Here is a 16274-nt window from a genome sequence, read left to right as displayed (position 1 = left end):
GTTGAAGCGACTTATTTCAGATCGAAACGGTCGTTGTTCATCACCTTGACCCAGGCCTTGACGAAGTCTCGGACGAACTTCTCCTTGCCATCTTGCTGGGCATAGACCTCGGCGTAGGCGCGCAGCACCGAGTTGGAGCCAAACACCAGATCAACCCGGGTAGCGGTCCACTTCACCGCACCGCTCTGGCGATCCACGATCTGGTAGCTGTTGCGGCCAGTCGGCTGCCAGCTATAAGCCATGTCGGTCAGGTTGACGAAGAAGTCGTTGCTGAGCACCCCGACCCGGTCGGTAAAGACGCCGTGGGCCGAGCCGCCGTGGTTGGTGCCAAGCACCCGCAACCCGCCGACCAGCACCGTCATCTCGCGGGCGGTGAGCCCCAGCAGCTGGGCACGGTCGAGCAGCATCTCCTCCGGCTGCACCTTGTAGTGCCCCTTCTGCCAGTTGCGGAAACCATCGTGAACCGGCTCGAGGAAGGCGAACGACTCGGCATCGGTCTGCTCGGCGCTGGCATCGCCGCGACCCGGCGCAAAGGGGACGACGATATCAACGCCGGCCAGCTTGGCCGCCTGCTCCACCGCTGCGCTACCGCCCAGCACAATCAGGTCGGCGATGCTGACCGGCTTGCTCAGGGTGGCCTGCAGGGCGATCAGGGCGTTGAGCACCTTCTCGAGGCGAGCCGGTTCGTTGCCTTCCCACGCTTTCATTGGCGCGAGGCGAATGCGGGCACCGTTGGCACCGCCGCGATAATCGGAGCCGCGGAAGGTACGAGCACTGTCCCACGCGGTTGCAATCAGATCTGACGGCGCCACGCCGCAGCCCAGCAGTTTGGCCTTGAGCTCGCTCACCTCCTTATCGGAGAGCTGGTAATCCACCGCCGGAACCGGATCCTGCCACACCATGACTTCGCCCGGCACTTCTGGCCCCAGATAGCGGCTGCGCGGCCCCATGTCGCGGTGGGTCAGCTTGAACCAGGCGCGGGCAAAGGCGTCGGAGAAGAGCGCTTGATCCGCGGCGAAGCGCTCGGAGATCTCCCGGTATACGGGGTCAAAGCGCAGCGCCATGTCCGCATCGGTCATGATGGGGTTGCAGCGGATAGAGGGGTCTTCCACGTCCACCGGGCGATCTTCCTCCTTGATGGCGACGGGCTCCCACTGCCAGGCACCGGCCGGGCTCTTCTTGAGCCACCAGTCGTGGCCCAGCAGCATCTTGAAGTAGCCGTTGTCCCAGCGGGTCGGGTTGCTGGTCCAGGCCCCTTCAAGACCGCTGGTCACAGTGTCACGGCCGATGCCGCGGCTCTCGTGGTTGATCCAGCCCAGCCCCTGCTCGTGCACATCAGCCCCTTCGGGGGCTGGCCCCAGTTTGGCTGCGCTGCCATTGCCGTGAGCCTTGCCAACGGTGTGACCACCGGCGGTGAGCGCCACTGTCTCTTCGTCATTCATCCCCATGCGGGCAAAGGTGACGCGCATGTCGTGGGCGGTTTTCAGGGGATCCGGGTTGCCATCCACCCCTTCCGGGTTGACGTAAATCAGCCCCATCATCACCGCTGCCAGCGGGTTCTCCAGATCCCGTTCGCCACTGTAACGGCTCCCTTCGCTACCGCTCGGCGCCAGCCACTCCTTCTCGGAGCCCCAGTAGACATCTTTTTCCGGATGCCAGATGTCCTCGCGGCCACCGGCAAAGCCGAAGGTCTTGAGCCCCATGGATTCATAGGCAACGTTGCCCGCCAGGATCATCAGGTCAGCCCAGGAGATCTTGTTGCCGTACTTCTGTTTGATCGGCCACAGCAGACGGCGGGCCTTGTCGAGGTTGCCGTTGTCTGGCCAGCTGTTGAGGGGAGCGAAGCGCTGGTTGCCGGTGTTGGCGCCGCCGCGGCCGTCGGTTGCGCGATAGCTGCCGGCGGAGTGCCAGGCCATGCGGATCATCAGGCCGCCGTAGTGGCCCCAGTCGGCCGGCCACCAGGGCTGGCTATCGGTCATCAGGGCATGCAGATCGGCCTTGAGGGCATCGTAATCGAGGCTGTTGAAGGCGTCGGCATAATCGAAAGTCTCATCCATCGGATTGGTCTTGCGGTCATGCTGATGCAGGATGTCGAGGTTGAGGGCATTGGGCCACCAGACTTGATGCTCCTGGCTGGCAGAGGTATTGGCACCGTGGGCAAAGGGGCACTGACCGGCCCCGCTAGCGTGTTTGTCCATCTTCAGATCCTCATTGTGCTCATAATGACGGCGAAACCCTTCGCTTCGCAGTTGAGACTAGCCTACCCCCCACCACCCACTTAAAAAACCGAATAAAAAAGTTCAATTCAATCTGGTTTTACGATTGAACTATCTCGTGTCTGGAGAAAAAGGGAGCTATAGAGCATAGCTCGAGAGCAAAAACCAACCTGATGTGTTTCTTAACCATCATGTCGCCCTTTACATGAAGCACGAAAGACAGGCAAACCATCTGACAGGCTTGGGGAAATGGTCACAGATATGACACGACGAAATTGACAAAAACGGAGTAATTCGGAACTCTCTTACCCCGTGGTCACCCCCACATTCAATAAGCAGTGGACGCCACTTAATCAACGAACGTTCGGCGGGAAAGGCTCTCACCCAGCATGCCTTCACAGACATTCAACAAGCCACCCGACCTTTACGTCATCACGATGCAACAGGGATAGAGATTTTTGCCATGGCCAAGTTTTTGAATACCAGTGCAACCAACTACTTTCTTGAAGAACTTATCAAGGATGCCAAAGAGCGGCTGATCCTGATAAGCCCTTTCCTCAAACTCAACGACAGGATCAAAGAGCTGCTGACCGACAAGAATCGGCTCAAGATCGATGTACGAATTGTCTATGGCAAGAGTGAGCTACAACCGGAAGAGATCAGCTGGCTCAAGGAGCTCACCTATATCCGCACCAGCTTTTGTAAAAACCTCCACGCCAAGTGCTATCTCAATGAGGAGATGTGCATTATCACCAGCTTGAATCTCTACGAATTCAGTCAGGTCAATAACAACGAAATGGGGGTATTGATCCAGCGCTCGGAGGATCACGATCTTTACCGTGATGCCTACGACGAGGCCCAACGGATTATCCGGGTTAGCGACGAAATCCGCATATCCCTGGAGCGGGTGGTTAATGAAGCTGACCCCCAACAACCTTCCGCCAGCGAAGGTGAATCTGTCACTGAAAAACTAACCTCATCCAAACTGGCGCAAAAGTGGGGGATCAAAACCAATGAGTTGTTGGAAAAAATGGTGACTCACGGCTTGCTTGAACTGCGCGACAGCAAGCATTACCTGACAGCCAAGGGTAAAGATGAAGGCGGTGAATTTAGAATGAGCCCCAAATTTGGCCCCTATTTCCTCTGGCCAGAGATGATGAACCCCTTCTAATCCATTGACTGGATAAATGTGAAATGGACTTCACACCTGTGATTGCGGTTCTGCTGGGCCAGCTCTGGTATCTGCTGCCCCTTCTGCTGATTGCCGCCCTGATCAAAACGCCCTGGTTCAAGGGGATGATCGGGGAGGCATTTATCAATCTCGGTATCCGGCTGTTTCTCGACCAGCGGGAGTACCATCTGCTCAAGAACGTGACCCTGCCGACCCTTGAGGGGAGCACCCAGATCGACCATGTGCTCGTTTCGCGCTTCGGACTGTTTGTCATCGAGACCAAAAACATCAAGGGGTGGATATTTGGCAATCCGGCCCACAAGAGCTGGACACAGCAGCTCTTTCGCCGCAGGCACAGCTTTCAAAATCCATTGCGCCAAAACTATCTACACCTGATGACGCTCAAATCCCTGCTGGGGCTAGCGGATCATCAGCTCCACTCGATCATCTACTTTATTGGCGACTGCACCTTTAAAACCCCGATGCCGGATAACGTGATGAATCGCGGACTTATTCGCTATATCAAGGGCAAGAGCACGCCAGTGTTGACCCCTGCCGAGGTCACCCGGGTGATCGAAACCATCCAGCGGGAACGACTGGCCGCCAATTGGCAGACCCATAAGCAGCATGTGGCGCAGCTAAAGGCGCGTCACAACCAACCTGCTATTCCCTCTTCTCCAAGCAATCACGTCAGCATGCTAAAAGAGGATCTCCCCATCCTTCATGACACGAGTCACGCCCAGCAGTGCTGCACAAAATGTGGTTGTGCCATGGTGCTGCGCACAGCACACCGTGGCAGCAACAAGGGGGAACAGTTCTGGGGATGCAGCGCTTACCCGAAATGCCGGCAGATCATCACGCGGTAAGCTGATGATCGCTAAACATCGGAAACAACAAGGGCGGCCAATTGGCCGCCCTTGTTGTGTTTCTTAGCGAATGGTCGCCATCTGCCGCACGCAGCGCTGCTCCCTGTCATCCACCCGCTTGGCAAACCAGGCTGTGGTGAGGTTGCGGGTGATCTTGGGGCTTTTCAGCTGAATGCCCGGCAGGATGGCGCGGGGCAACCGCTTGCCCGCTTTCTGGTCTGCCAGCGTAAACACGCGATGATAGAGGTCGCTCTGGCCAAATTCGGCGGTATCGCCAAGTTTGAGGCTCTGATGGATCGCCTGCTGACTCATGTTGATCCGGCTGGCGATGGTATAGACCGCGAGTTCCGTCTTGCCCGGCAGGTCGGAGTCATAACGGATCAGATCGCCATCTAGAGCCAACGTGGTACCGCTCAAGCGGCTGACGGCGGCCTGAAAGGCGGCATTGCGACTGGCGTACCAGCCGGCGTTGAAATCGGCAAAGCGGTAGAGGGTATCCGGGTAGTCGACGGGATAACCGAAGATATGTTTGGTGCCAAACCAGATGCCGCCGCGACGGGTAAAGACTTCGTGGCGGATGGAATCCTTGATTGGATAGGGGTAGCCACGGGCGTTGGCCTCGGCAAAGGCGATGCTCACCTGCATCGGGCCACCAGTATGCACCGGGTTGAGGTTGCCAAACAGCGTCTTGCCCATCGGCAGCATGCTGATCATGTCTTCGAAGATTTCACTCATCTCCCGCTCGGTACGCAACTTGTCGATCCGCTCGGCGTAGCTCTTGCCAGTGGGCGAGTTGATGGAGAGCGCGGCCCGCACCATAAACTCGGGGATCAGCAGCTTGGCCGCCCGCGAGTTGATCTCCTTCCAGGCGATCTTGCCAAGGCCCGGCACCACGGGGTCGGCCTGATAGGTCGCCTCCTGTTCCGCTACCGCCAGCACGGTACAGACGTTGTGGTCATTGACTGTCACCCCCTGGGTAGTGAGTGCCGTCACCACATCGTTGGCCCACCCCTGCTTGTCAACTACATGGCGGGGCAGAAACCTCACGATGCGGCTCTTCATGTCCGTCGGCTTGCGCGGCTGCATGGCTGGCGGGGTCGCCTTTTTGGCGGGCACTGTCGCGCCCGTTGTGTCGCCAGGCGCCGGGACAGAAGCGGGATCGCTGGCACAACCGGCCAGCAGCAAGGGGATCAGCAGCGCCAGCGTGCGCATGGCAGGGGAAACAGAGAAGAGAGAGAGCGTCATCGAATATCCGGTACTGAGGCTGGAGGCAAACCCGCCCGGCGGCGGGCGCACACATGATGGCTCATTGTAGAGAATTGATCCACAAGGCTAAAGTCCCATCGCCTCGCCCCTCTCCCTGACCAGACAGGGGTTGCCGCAACAGGAGCGCCCCCATATATGACCAGATAACAGGAATGACCCGACAACAGGCATGGGCTTTTATCGAGAGTTGTTTACATTTAGAATGCCGCCGCCAGGATGCTCACGGTATGGACCCTATGGATACGCTCACCCATCTCTTTGCTTACGTGCAGCAGTGGCTGCTCACTCCGATCTGGCACTGCCTGACCGGACTGTTTGACTTCAACGGGCGGCTTGGGCTCCCCTTTCTGCTGATATCCGGCCTCATTGCCTACCTCCTCTACCGTGTGCGCCGGCGCCAGCAAGGCCCGGCAGCGGGCAGTTTCGCCGGTTTTCTCGGCGGCCGGGCCCTCTGGCTGCATCCCTCTGCCCTGCTCGATTATCAGTACTATCTGGTGCGCGCCCTGCTCCATGTGGCCCTGATCGTGCCGCTCCTGACCCTGCTTAACCCCTGGCTTTTGCAGGCAACGGATATTACCTCCGCGCTTAACCGTCTGTGGGGGGCGCGTCCCCGTCTGGCCGAGGCGAGCTGGCTGATGATGCTTTATGGTCTCGGGGTATTTCTGGTCAGCGATTTCGTCCACTACTGGCTGCACCGTCTCTTTCACAGCCGCTGGCTGTGGGAGTTTCACAAGGTGCACCACAGCGCCACCGTGCTGGTGCCACCGACTGCCAGCCGCATTCATCTGGTGGAAAAGCTCTCTGAAATCCTGCTCAAGGGGAGCGCGCTCGCCCTCTACTCCGGTGCTTTCTACTGGCTGTGCGGCGGCTCCGTGCGCCCCTACACCCTGTTTGGGGTGGGCTATCTGGTGCTGATCTTCAACTCGCTGGCCGCCAATTTGCGCCATAGCCATATCTGGCTGTCGTTTGGCCCTCGGCTGGAGCATATCTTCAACAGCCCGGCCCAACACCAGATCCACCACAGCCGGGATCCCCGCCACTTCAACCACAACTTCGGTATCAATCTGTCACTGTGGGACTGGTGGTTCGGCACTCTTTACGTCACCAACCACCAGCCAGAGCCACTCACCTTCGGGGTCGGCCCGAAAGACAATGTGCGCTACAGCCGCCTGAGCGCGCTGATCCTGCGCCCCTTTCTGGTCACGGCCCGCAAGCTGTGGCATGCCCTGCCCCGTCCACGCAGCCGCAAGCCACAGCCTGATTTAAGGTAGTTACGCTCTGCGCCCCATAAGTCCGCTCCTCGCAGCCCCCAACCCGTCGTCATAAAAAAGCCCCCGCCATTGCTGGCGGGGGCTTGTCATCTATGCGATGCGAGCATGGCTCGCTTGCAGAGCGTTAGCGGTTGTTCACCCGCTCGTGCAGCTCCTGCACCGAGTTGACGCTGGCAGTGGCATCAACGCTGATGGCCATGCAGGTCGCGAATGCCTCGTTCATGGTGGTGGTATACGCCACCTTGTTCTGCAAGGCGGCGCGACGCAGTTGCTTGGAGTCCTGGATCGCCACCCGCCCTTCGGCGGTGTTGACGATGTAGGTGTACTCGCCATTCTTGATACGGTCGAGAATGTGCGGGCGACCTTCATGCACCTTGTTGACCAGGCGCGGGTTGATGCTCGCCTCACCCAGTGCGACTGCGGTACCGTGAGTGGCATCCAGCTCGTAGCCCAGCTCCAGCAGCTTGGCAGCCAAATCGACCACCTGCGCCTTGTCGCTGTGACGCACCGACAAGAGGGCACGCCCCTCTTTCGGTACAGCGTGGTTGGCCCCCAGCTGCGCCTTGGCATAGGCCTCGGCGAAGCTGCTGCCTACCCCCATCACCTCACCGGTAGAGCGCATTTCTGGCCCCAGCAACGGGTCAACCCCCGGGAACTTGGCGAACGGCAGCACCACCTCTTTCACCGAGTAGTAGGGCGGGATGATCTCTTTGGTAAAGCCCTGTTCTTGCAGCGACTGGCCGGCCATCACACGAGCGGCAATCTTGGCCAGCGGGGCACCGGTCGCCTTGGAGACGAACGGCACGGTACGGGCGGCACGCGGGTTCACCTCGATGAGGTAGATGTCATCGCCCTTGACCGCGAACTGCACGTTCATCAGGCCGATAACGCCGAGCTCCAGCGCCAGCTTGCGCACCTGCTCGCGGATCTCGTCCTGAATCTTCTTGGACAAGGTGTAAGGAGGCAGGGAGCAACCGGAGTCACCGGAGTGGATACCGGCCTGCTCGATGTGCTCCATGATGCCGCCGATGACCACGTCGGTGCCGTCGCAGATGGCATCCACGTCCAGCTCGGTCGCATCGTCCAGGAAGCGGTCCAGCAGTACCGGCGATTCGTTGGAGACGCTCACCGCCTCGGCGAAGTAGCGACGCAGATCCTGCTCGTCATAGACGATTTCCATGGCGCGGCCACCCAGCACGTAGGAGGGGCGCACCACCAGCGGATAGGTGATCCGCTCGGCCAGCAACACGGCCTGCTCCAGCGCGGTGACGGTGCCGTTTTCCGGCTGCTTGAGGCCAAGGCGCTCGACGGCAGACTGGAAGCGCTCGCGGTCTTCGGCGCGGTCGATGGCATCCGGGCTGGTACCGATAATCGGCACACCGTTGGCTTCCAGTGCACGGGCCAGTTTCAGCGGGGTCTGGCCGCCGTACTGGACGATAACGCCCTTGGGTTTTTCGATGCGCACGATTTCCAGCACATCTTCCAGGGTGACCGGTTCGAAGTAGAGACGGTCGGAAGTGTCGTAATCGGTGGAGACGGTCTCCGGGTTGCAGTTGACCATGATGGTCTCGTAACCGTCTTCGCGCAGGGCCAGCGCCGCGTGCACGCAGCAGTAGTCAAACTCGATACCCTGACCGATACGGTTCGGGCCGCCGCCGATGATCATGATCTTGTCGCGGTTGCTCGGGGCCGCTTCGCACTCCTCGTCATAGCTGGAGTACATGTAGGCGGTGTTGGTAGCGAACTCGGCGGCGCAGGTATCGACCCGCTTGTAGACCGGGAAGATGTTGTGGCGGGCACGCAGTTTGCGCACTTCCCCTTCGGCCACACCGAGGATCTTGGCCAGACGGGCATCGGCAAAGCCTTTGCGCTTCAAGGCTCGCAGGAAGTCAGCATCGAGACCGGCCATGCCGCGCTCTTTCACCTCTTCTTCCAGCTTCACCAGGTCTTCAATCTGTACCAGGAACCAGGGGTCAATCTTGGTCAGCTTGAAGATGCCATCCATGGAGAGGCCGGCGCGGAACGCATCGGCGATGTAGAAGATACGGTCGCTACCGGCATCCTGCAGCTCGTGACGGATGCGGGTCAGGGAGTCCGGGGCATTGAGGTCAACCATGGGGTCGAAGCCGGTTTTGCCGGTCTCGAGGCTGCGCAGGGCCTTGTGCAGGGACTCCTGGAAGTTGCGGCCGATGGCCATCACTTCGCCGACCGACTTCATCTGGGTGGTCAGACGGTCGTTGGCACCGGCGAACTTCTCGAAGTTGAAGCGCGGCACTTTGGTAACCACGTAGTCGATGGCCGGCTCGAAGGAGGCCGGAGTACGGCCGCCGGTGATGTCGTTCATCAACTCGTCCAGGGTGTAACCGATGGCGAGTTTGGCGGCGATCTTGGCGATGGGGAAACCGGTCGCCTTGGAGGCCAGCGCCGAGGAGCGCGACACCCGCGGGTTCATCTCGATGATGACCATGCGGCCATCTTTCGGGTTGATACCGAACTGGACGTTGGAGCCGCCGGTCTCGACGCCGATTTCGCGCAGCACCGCCATGGAGGCGTTGCGCATCAGCTGGTACTCCTTGTCGGTCAGCGTCTGGGCTGGCGCGACCGTGATGGAGTCACCGGTGTGGATACCCATGGGGTCGAAGTTTTCGATGGCGCAGACGATGATGCAGTTGTCGTTGCGATCCCGCACCACCTCCATCTCGTACTCTTTCCAGCCAATCAGCGACTCGTCGATGAGCAGCTCTTTGGTCGGCGACAAGTCCAGACCGCGCTCGCAGATCTCGACGAACTCTTCGGTGTTGTAGGCGATGCCGCCACCTGAGCCGCCCATGGTGAAGGAGGGACGGATGATGCAAGGGAAGCCGACCATCTGCTGCACGCCCCACGCCTCTTCCATGTTGTGGGCGATGCCGGCACGCGGGCACTCGAGGCCAATGCTGCGCATCGCCTTGTCAAAACGGGAGCGGTCTTCGGCCTTGTCGATGGCGTCGGCGGTGGCACCGATCATCTCGACACCGAACTCGGCCAGCACGCCATGCTTCTCCAGCGCCAGTGCGCAGTTAAGCGCAGTCTGGCCGCCCATGGTGGGCAGGATGGCGTCCGGGCGCTCTTTCTTGATGATTTCGCGCACCACTTCCCAGGTGATGGGCTCGATGTAGGTGGCGTCCGCCATCTCCGGGTCGGTCATGATGGTGGCCGGGTTGGAGTTGACCAGAATGACGCGGTAACCCTCCTCGCGCAGGGCTTTGCACGCCTGGGCGCCGGAGTAGTCAAATTCGCAGGCCTGGCCGATGACGATGGGGCCGGCGCCGAGGATCAGGATGCTCTGAAGGTCGTTACGTTTTGGCATGAAACTCTTTCCTCTTTTCCTTAGGCGCGATACTGCTTAATCAATTCAATAAAGTGGTCAAAGAGACCGGCACAATCGTGCGGGCCTGGGCTCGCCTCGGGGTGACCCTGGAAGCTGAAGGCCGGTCGGTCGGTGCGATGGATGCCCTGCAGTGACCCATCGAACAGGGAGACGTGGGTGGCGCGCAGGCAATCCGGCAGGGTGTTTTCGTCCACTGCAAAGCCGTGGTTCTGAGCGGTGATCATCACGGTGTTGTCGTCGAGGCTCTTGACCGGGTGGTTGGCACCGTGGTGGCCGAACTTCATCTTGACGGTCTTGGCGCCGGAGGCCAGACCCAGCAGCTGGTGACCCAGACAGATGCCGAACACCGGCGTGTTGGTATTAAGGAAAGCCTTGATGGCGTCGATGGCGTAGTCGCACGGCTCGGGGTCGCCGGGGCCGTTGGAGAGGAAGATGCCATCCGGGTTCATCGCCAGTACCTCGGCGGCCGGGGTCTTGGCCGGTACCACGGTCAGGCGGCAGCCACGGTCAACCAGCATCCGCAGGATGTTGCGCTTGACGCCAAAGTCATAGGCCACAACGTGATATTTCAGCTGGTCAGCATCCGGGGTGACATGCCCCTTGCCAAGCTGCCAGCTGCCTTCGGTCCAGTTGTACGCCTCACCAACCGTCACCTCTTTGGCCAGATCCATTCCCTTCAAACCTGGGAAGGCGCGGGCCTGTTCGAGGGCATAGGCTTCATCGACTTGCTTGCCGGCCAGAATGCAGCCAGCCTGAGCGCCTTTCTCGCGCAGGATGCGGGTCAGTTTACGGGTGTCGATGTCGGCGATGCCAACGATGTTGTGAGACTTGAGGTATTCGGAGAGGGATTGCTGATTGCGGAAATTGGAGGCAAGTATCGGAAGGTCCCGGATGATCAATCCCTGAGCATGGATCTGACTGGACTCTTCATCTTCGCTGTTGGTGCCGGTGTTGCCTATATGGGGGTAAGTGAGGGTGACTATCTGACGTGAATAAGAGGGATCGGTGAGGATTTCCTGATAGCCCGTCATCGACGTATTGAAAACCACTTCACCAACGGAACATCCCTCGGCGCCTATCGACACGCCTTTGAACACAGTTCCATCTTCCAGCACTAGCAATGCAGTGTGATTCAAGACAACCTCCAGTTATTTAGCTTTAAATTCAGCAATTTACCTGGGTGTTGCGGGCTCGGTTCCGGTCTTGGACAGGACTCGAACCCGGCAGATTTCTGGCAAATTGGGCGCATTCTACTTAAAAAAAGTGGCATTTCAACGTCTTTTCTCAGATGAAATGCATCTAAATTCAATAAAAAAGCAACATTACCCATTATCTATGCACTCAACTGCTTTGCAACCCCCTCCAGCGAAAGAAAAGGAAAAACCACCAACAAAAGATGCCGCCAAGCCAGCAATAGCAACAAAAATGAACAAAAAAACCAATTAAAACAATGTTGTTTATTTTTACATAAAAAACATTAATGACAGATTTGACGCTTTTATGATGACAAGAGTGAACATAAAAAATGGAAAACGTTTTTCCTTGTTTGAATTTTTAGTCTCTTCTTTGTCGTGTAAAAAAATGGCTTAATCCGCCATAAAGATGCTCAAATCTGTTACCTGGTGATGACATTCAGGAAGGGAAAATATGGTGGATAAAGCAATAATGTGATTTATAAGGCATTCAGATAAAAATTGAAGGAAGCGAGCCTTTTTACACAAACTCTGGCTGACTGACAGCAAAAACCCCGGCAAGCCGGGGTTTTTGCTGTCAGCTGTAGTACGAAAGTGCAGCACAGAGACATCACTTGAGATTGAGCACGTCCTGCATGTCATAAAGACCGGCACCCTGCTGACCAAGCCACTTGCCCGCGCGCACAGCACCGTTGGCGAAGGTCAGGCGGCTGGAGGCCTTGTGGCTGATCTCCACCCGCTCGCCGATATCGGCAAACATGACGGTATGCTCCCCCACCAGATCGCCGGCACGAATAGTGGCAAAGCCGATAGTGTTGCGATCCCGCTCGCCAGTGATCCCCTCGCGGCCATAGACGGCGCACTCCTTGAGATCCCGGCCCAGGGTTTTGGCGACCACCTCCCCCATGGAGAGCGCAGTACCGGATGGCGCATCCACCTTGTGGCGATGGTGGCCCTCGATGATCTCGATGTCGGTGTAATCCCCCATCACCTTGGCGGCCTGCTCCAACAGCTTGAAGACCAGGTTGACCCCGACCGAGTAGTTGGAGGCGAACACGATACCGATCTGCTTGCCTGCCTCTTTCAGGGCGGCCTTGCCTGCATCGTCAAAACCGGTGGTGCCGATCACCATCTGCTTGTGGTGGGCCAGCGCAAAGGCCAGATTGGCCAGCGTCACCTCGGGGCGGGTAAAGTCGATGATGAGGTCAAACTCATCGCGCACCTTGTCCAGACTGTCGCTGATGGCCACGCCCAGATGGCCCAGCCCATTGAGCTCACCGGCATCAAGACCGATCACCGCCGAGCCCGGCCGCTCCAGCGCAGCCCCGACCACCACGCCATCGGTGTTGGTGATGGCCTCCAGCAGCACCTTGCCCATACGACCATTACAGCCCATCACGGCCACACGGATCGGATTGTCCATCTCCACCCTCTCATCTCTTTTAATTATGGAAAGAGACCGTTTTACCAGCCTGTGCCAGCTTTGAAAAGCCCACAGTGAGCCAGCAGAGACAACCGACAAATAAACGAAATATTTAATTTAATCCGAACATTTAACGGATTTAGTCAGAGTGACAAAATCGAAAGATAAAAACACCTATCCATCTGGACGTCTATCTTGACCTTAAGGGATTGACTCACTACTGTGGGCACCCCAATGCGGCAGGATGCCCGCCCTGTTTTTCCCCTATCCCTATCCGATACAGGCACAAAGCAGTTCATGACAGGAGGTCATTGTTCAATTCCAGAGGAACACATGATCCAGACTCAACCCAGTGCCAGGGCCTTGCTGCCACTTCTGGTTTTTCTCGCACTCTTTATCGGTACCGGTACCTGGCTGACCCTGCAGGGGGTCGAATTCGCCTTCTATCAGCTGCCCGCTCCGGTTGCTGCCTTGCCAGCGGTGATGCTCGCCCTGCTGCTTGGCAAAGAGAGCTTCAACAGCAATCTGGAGACCTTCTTCAAGGGGGTCGGCCACAGCAATATCATGGCGATGTGCCTTATCTATCTGCTGGCGGGCGCCTTTGCCAGCGTGGCCAAGGCCACCGGCGGGGTTGATGCCACCGTGGCGCTAGGTCTCTCCCTCATTCCCGGCTGGGCGCTGTTGCCCGGGCTGTTCCTCATCTCTGCCTTTATTGCTACCGCCATGGGCACCTCCATGGGCACCATAGGTGCCGTGGCGCCGGTCGCGCTGGGCGTGGCGCAGGCGGCCGGTATCGATCCGGTACTGATGGCAGGCACCATTCTCTCCGGCGCCATGTTTGGCGATAACCTCTCCATCATCTCCGACACCACCATCGCGGCCACCCGCAGTCAGGGGTGCGAGATGAAGGACAAGTTCCGCGAGAACTTCAAGATTGCGGCCCCTGCCGCCATCGCGGTGATCCTGCTCTATCTGACCCTGGGCTCAGTGGGTGAATCCCCTGCCAGCGGTAGCGCCATCGAGCTGTTCAAGGTGATGCCTTATCTGCTGATCCTGGGGCTGGCGCTCGCCGGGGTGAATGTGTTTGTGGTGCTGGGGATCGGTATTCTGGCCGCCGGAGCGGTGGGCATGATCAACGGCTACGCCATCGGTCAGTTCAGCAAGGATATCTATCAGGGCTTTACCGGCATGCAGGAGATCTTCCTGCTCTCCATGCTGATCGGCGGCCTCGGCGCCCTGATGGAGCGTCAGGGTGGTCTGGCCTGGATCAGCGAGCGCATCAGCGCCCTGATTGCCCGTTTCACTCGCGAGCACAATGGTGAACAGAACGAGAAAGCGGCCGAGCTCGGCATCGCCGGGGTGGTGAGCCTCACCAACCTCTGCACTGCCAACAATACCGTCGCCATTATCGTTGCGAGCAAGGTGGCCCGGGATCTGGCCGAACACCACGGTGTCACCCCGCGCCGCGCAGCCTCCATGCTCGATATTTTCTCCTGCGTGGTACAGGGTCTGATCCCCTGGGGCGCACAGGCGCTGCTGCTGGGATCCATCTTCGCCCTGTCACCGCTGGCGGTAGTGAGCATGAGTTTCTACCCGATGGCACTCGCGGTAGCGGCACTGATTGCCGTGTTCGTGAAGCACCAGATGCGCGGCAAGGCTGACAAGTAACAGACCAGAGGCTGACGCGCCGACATGCCGTCAACAGGGGCCACACCCTGGCCCTTGTTGACTCACTATCGGATCCGCCAGCATTTACCCCACCGTCCCGGGCATCAGCCGTCCGGGGCGGGAGTTCCCCTGTCCCCCTTAACGTCAAGAGTGAATGTGCTAAGGTAGAGCGCATTCAAGCCATCGATGCGCAGCTATACCAGAGGTTCCCCATGCATGAGTCCCAACCCGAACGTCAATCCCTGCGCCAACTGGTTCGTCAACGCCGCAAAAATCTGAGTCCGGTCGAGCAGCAATTGGCGGCCCAACAGCTGCTGGCCCAGTTCAAGCAACACCCCGAGATCCTCGCCGCCAAACGCATTGCCCTCTATCTGGCCAATGACGGGGAGATCAACCCCTTGCCCACCATCCATTGGCTGTGGGCCCAGCACAAAGAGGTTTACCTGCCGGTGCTCCACCCCTTTACCCCGGGTCACTTGCTCTTTTTGCGCTATACCGCCACCAGCCCCATGGTACGCAACCGCTACGGCATCGAAGAGCCGGAGCTGGATATCCTGCAGGTGGTGCCCCACAGCACGCTCGATCTTATCTGCACCCCGCTGGTCGCCTTCGATGCTCAGGGTAATCGTCTTGGCATGGGGGGCGGCTACTACGATCGCACTCTCGCCATCTGGCATGAGCACAAGCTGGGGCCCAAGCCGCTCGGCATTGCCCACGACTGCCAGCAGGTGGATGCGGTCCCGCAAGAGGAGTGGGATGTGCCGCTGCCCCAGATCATCACCCCAAGCCACTGCTGGCGCTTTGAATAGGCTGTTTTTGGCAGGCAGCCCCTGCTTTGTGCGCGCAAACGCAGAATAAACAGGCAAACGATTTACAAAGTCCCTCTTTTTGCCCCGGAACGTGAGCAACAAGGTCGCGACGGGGTACCGGGTTGGATATAATGCGCCCGCTTTTTTCTTAAGGAACGATCATGACTCAAGATGAAATGAAGAAGGCGGCCGGTTGGGCTGCGCTCAAGTATGTGGTTCCCGGCACCATCGTCGGGGTGGGCACCGGCTCTACCGTCAACCACTTTATCGACGCGCTGGCGACCATGAAGGACGAGATCAAGGGGGCGGTATCCAGCTCCGTGGCCTCTACCGAGCGCCTCAAGGGCTTCGGCATCACCGTATATGATCTCAACGAGATCGACGCCCTCTCCGTCTATGTGGATGGCGCCGACGAGATCAACGCAACCCGCGACATGATCAAGGGCGGTGGCGCAGCCCTGACCCGCGAGAAGATCGTTGCCGCCGTCGCTGACAAGTTCATCTGCATCATCGACAACACCAAGACCGTCGACGTGCTGGGCCAGTTCCCGCTGCCGGTGGAAGTGATCCCGATGGCCCGCGAATACGTGGCCCGCGAAATTCGCAAACTGGGTGGCAACCCGGTGTGGCGTGAAGGCGTGGTCACCGACAACGGCAACCACATTCTGGATGTGAAAGGCATGGCCATTACCGACGCCAAGGCGCTGGAAGTACGACTGAACGCCATCGTTGGCGTGGTCACCAACGGCCTGTTCGCCGCCCGCGGCGCCGATGTTGTCCTGATCGGTACGCCGGACGGCGTGATTACCCAGTAATCCCGACACCGGTAACACAGTGCAGCGGCATCCTCCCTCGCCCGCCAACGCCATTGTGCCAGCCCTGACGCAACAGCGGCGTTGATTGAGCCCCGGGATGGGATATGACCCAAACATTGCACTGTGAATAAATGACGGCGCCTGATGGCGCCGTTTTTATTTATCCCTCAACAAGTTGCATGCGGGTGTTTACAACATTCGTTGAT

Annotated in this window: 12 protein-coding genes; 7 read left to right on the top strand and 5 right to left on the bottom strand. The window is 58.8% G+C overall.

What is annotated here, in order from left to right; all coding sequences use genetic code 11:
• Positions 1-11: 11 nt before the first annotated feature.
• Positions 12-2198, bottom strand: a complete 2187-nt coding sequence (gene katG / locus G5171_RS12140; protein WP_421250387.1) for a catalase/peroxidase HPI — start codon at positions 2196-2198, stop codon at positions 12-14.
• Between the two features lie 481 nt (positions 2199-2679).
• Between katG and G5171_RS12135 the strand changes: the two genes are divergently transcribed.
• Positions 2680-3387: a phospholipase D family protein gene (locus G5171_RS12135; RefSeq protein ID WP_421260234.1), complete on the top strand. Its 708-nt coding sequence runs from the start codon at positions 2680-2682 to the stop codon at positions 3385-3387.
• A gap of 23 nt (positions 3388-3410) precedes the next feature.
• The gene (locus G5171_RS12130) at positions 3411-4253 is read left to right on the top strand and encodes an NERD domain-containing protein (protein WP_421250388.1); all 843 of its coding nucleotides are present in this window, start codon (positions 3411-3413) and stop codon (positions 4251-4253) included.
• A gap of 63 nt (positions 4254-4316) precedes the next feature.
• Here G5171_RS12130 and G5171_RS12125 read toward each other — a convergent pair whose 3' ends face one another.
• Positions 4317-5498 (bottom strand): DUF1615 domain-containing protein, encoded by a 1182-nt coding sequence (locus tag G5171_RS12125; RefSeq protein ID WP_421250389.1) that lies wholly within the window; start codon positions 5496-5498, stop codon positions 4317-4319.
• Between the two features lie 257 nt (positions 5499-5755).
• Here G5171_RS12125 and G5171_RS12120 point away from each other — a divergent pair, with 257 nt between their 5' ends.
• Positions 5756-6790: a sterol desaturase family protein gene (locus tag G5171_RS12120; protein WP_421260292.1), complete on the top strand. Its 1035-nt coding sequence runs from the start codon at positions 5756-5758 to the stop codon at positions 6788-6790.
• A 124-nt stretch (positions 6791-6914) separates the two neighbouring features.
• Here the strand turns inward: G5171_RS12120 and carB are convergent, their stop codons facing one another.
• Complete coding sequence (gene carB / locus G5171_RS12115; RefSeq protein ID WP_421250390.1) at positions 6915-10139, bottom strand: carbamoyl-phosphate synthase large subunit; 3225 nt, start codon at positions 10137-10139, stop codon at positions 6915-6917.
• 20 nt (positions 10140-10159) lie between these two features.
• Positions 10160-11296, bottom strand: a complete 1137-nt coding sequence (gene carA, locus G5171_RS12110; RefSeq protein WP_216978446.1) for a glutamine-hydrolyzing carbamoyl-phosphate synthase small subunit — start codon at positions 11294-11296, stop codon at positions 10160-10162.
• A 67-nt stretch (positions 11297-11363) separates the two neighbouring features.
• Here carA and G5171_RS12105 point away from each other — a divergent pair, with 67 nt between their 5' ends.
• Complete coding sequence (locus tag G5171_RS12105) at positions 11364-11606, top strand: hypothetical protein (protein WP_421243882.1); 243 nt, start codon at positions 11364-11366, stop codon at positions 11604-11606.
• 357 nt (positions 11607-11963) lie between these two features.
• Here G5171_RS12105 and dapB read toward each other — a convergent pair whose 3' ends face one another.
• Positions 11964-12776: a 4-hydroxy-tetrahydrodipicolinate reductase gene (gene dapB / locus G5171_RS12100; protein WP_005347132.1), complete on the bottom strand. Its 813-nt coding sequence runs from the start codon at positions 12774-12776 to the stop codon at positions 11964-11966.
• Positions 12777-13109: 333 nt separating this feature from the next.
• On the opposite strand from dapB, the gene G5171_RS12095 reads away from it, so the two are divergent.
• The 3 genes from G5171_RS12095 (at position 13110) to rpiA (ending at position 16068) form a co-directional block, all read left to right on the top strand.
• The gene (locus tag G5171_RS12095) at positions 13110-14444 is read left to right on the top strand and encodes a Na+/H+ antiporter NhaC family protein (protein ID WP_042083870.1); all 1335 of its coding nucleotides are present in this window, start codon (positions 13110-13112) and stop codon (positions 14442-14444) included.
• A 212-nt stretch (positions 14445-14656) separates the two neighbouring features.
• Positions 14657-15253, top strand: coding sequence for a 5-formyltetrahydrofolate cyclo-ligase (locus G5171_RS12090; protein WP_421260233.1), 597 nt, complete (start codon positions 14657-14659; stop codon positions 15251-15253).
• Positions 15254-15414: 161 nt separating this feature from the next.
• The gene (gene rpiA / locus G5171_RS12085) at positions 15415-16068 is read left to right on the top strand and encodes a ribose-5-phosphate isomerase RpiA (protein ID WP_005353106.1); all 654 of its coding nucleotides are present in this window, start codon (positions 15415-15417) and stop codon (positions 16066-16068) included.
• Positions 16069-16274: the final 206 nt, after the last annotated feature.

Origin of the sequence: Aeromonas sp. 600774 (assembly GCF_049175075.1) — a bacterium.
Lineage (GTDB): Bacteria > Pseudomonadota > Gammaproteobacteria > Enterobacterales > Aeromonadaceae > Aeromonas > Aeromonas veronii_A.
Note: the sequence above shows the minus strand (reverse complement) of the source record. Positions and strands in the feature narration are given on the sequence as shown.

Excerpts from the sequence above, each read along its gene's own strand:
- dapB (WP_005347132.1), bottom strand. The coding sequence starts at position 12,776 with ATGGACAATCCGATCCGTGTGGCCGTGATGGGCTGTAATGGTCGTATG.
- G5171_RS12130 (WP_421250388.1), top strand. The coding sequence starts at position 3,411 with ATGGACTTCACACCTGTGATTGCGGTTCTGCTGGGCCAGCTCTGGTAT.
- G5171_RS12120 (WP_421260292.1), top strand. The coding sequence starts at position 5,756 with ATGGATACGCTCACCCATCTCTTTGCTTACGTGCAGCAGTGGCTGCTC.
- G5171_RS12135 (WP_421260234.1), top strand. The coding sequence starts at position 2,680 with ATGGCCAAGTTTTTGAATACCAGTGCAACCAACTACTTTCTTGAAGAA.
- katG (WP_421250387.1), bottom strand. The coding sequence starts at position 2,198 with ATGGACAAACACGCTAGCGGGGCCGGTCAGTGCCCCTTTGCCCACGGT.
- G5171_RS12125 (WP_421250389.1), bottom strand. The coding sequence starts at position 5,498 with ATGACGCTCTCTCTCTTCTCTGTTTCCCCTGCCATGCGCACGCTGGCG.
- carB (WP_421250390.1), bottom strand. The coding sequence starts at position 10,139 with ATGCCAAAACGTAACGACCTTCAGAGCATCCTGATCCTCGGCGCCGGC.
- G5171_RS12095 (WP_042083870.1), top strand. The coding sequence starts at position 13,110 with ATGATCCAGACTCAACCCAGTGCCAGGGCCTTGCTGCCACTTCTGGTT.
- rpiA (WP_005353106.1), top strand. The coding sequence starts at position 15,415 with ATGACTCAAGATGAAATGAAGAAGGCGGCCGGTTGGGCTGCGCTCAAG.
- G5171_RS12090 (WP_421260233.1), top strand. The coding sequence starts at position 14,657 with ATGCATGAGTCCCAACCCGAACGTCAATCCCTGCGCCAACTGGTTCGT.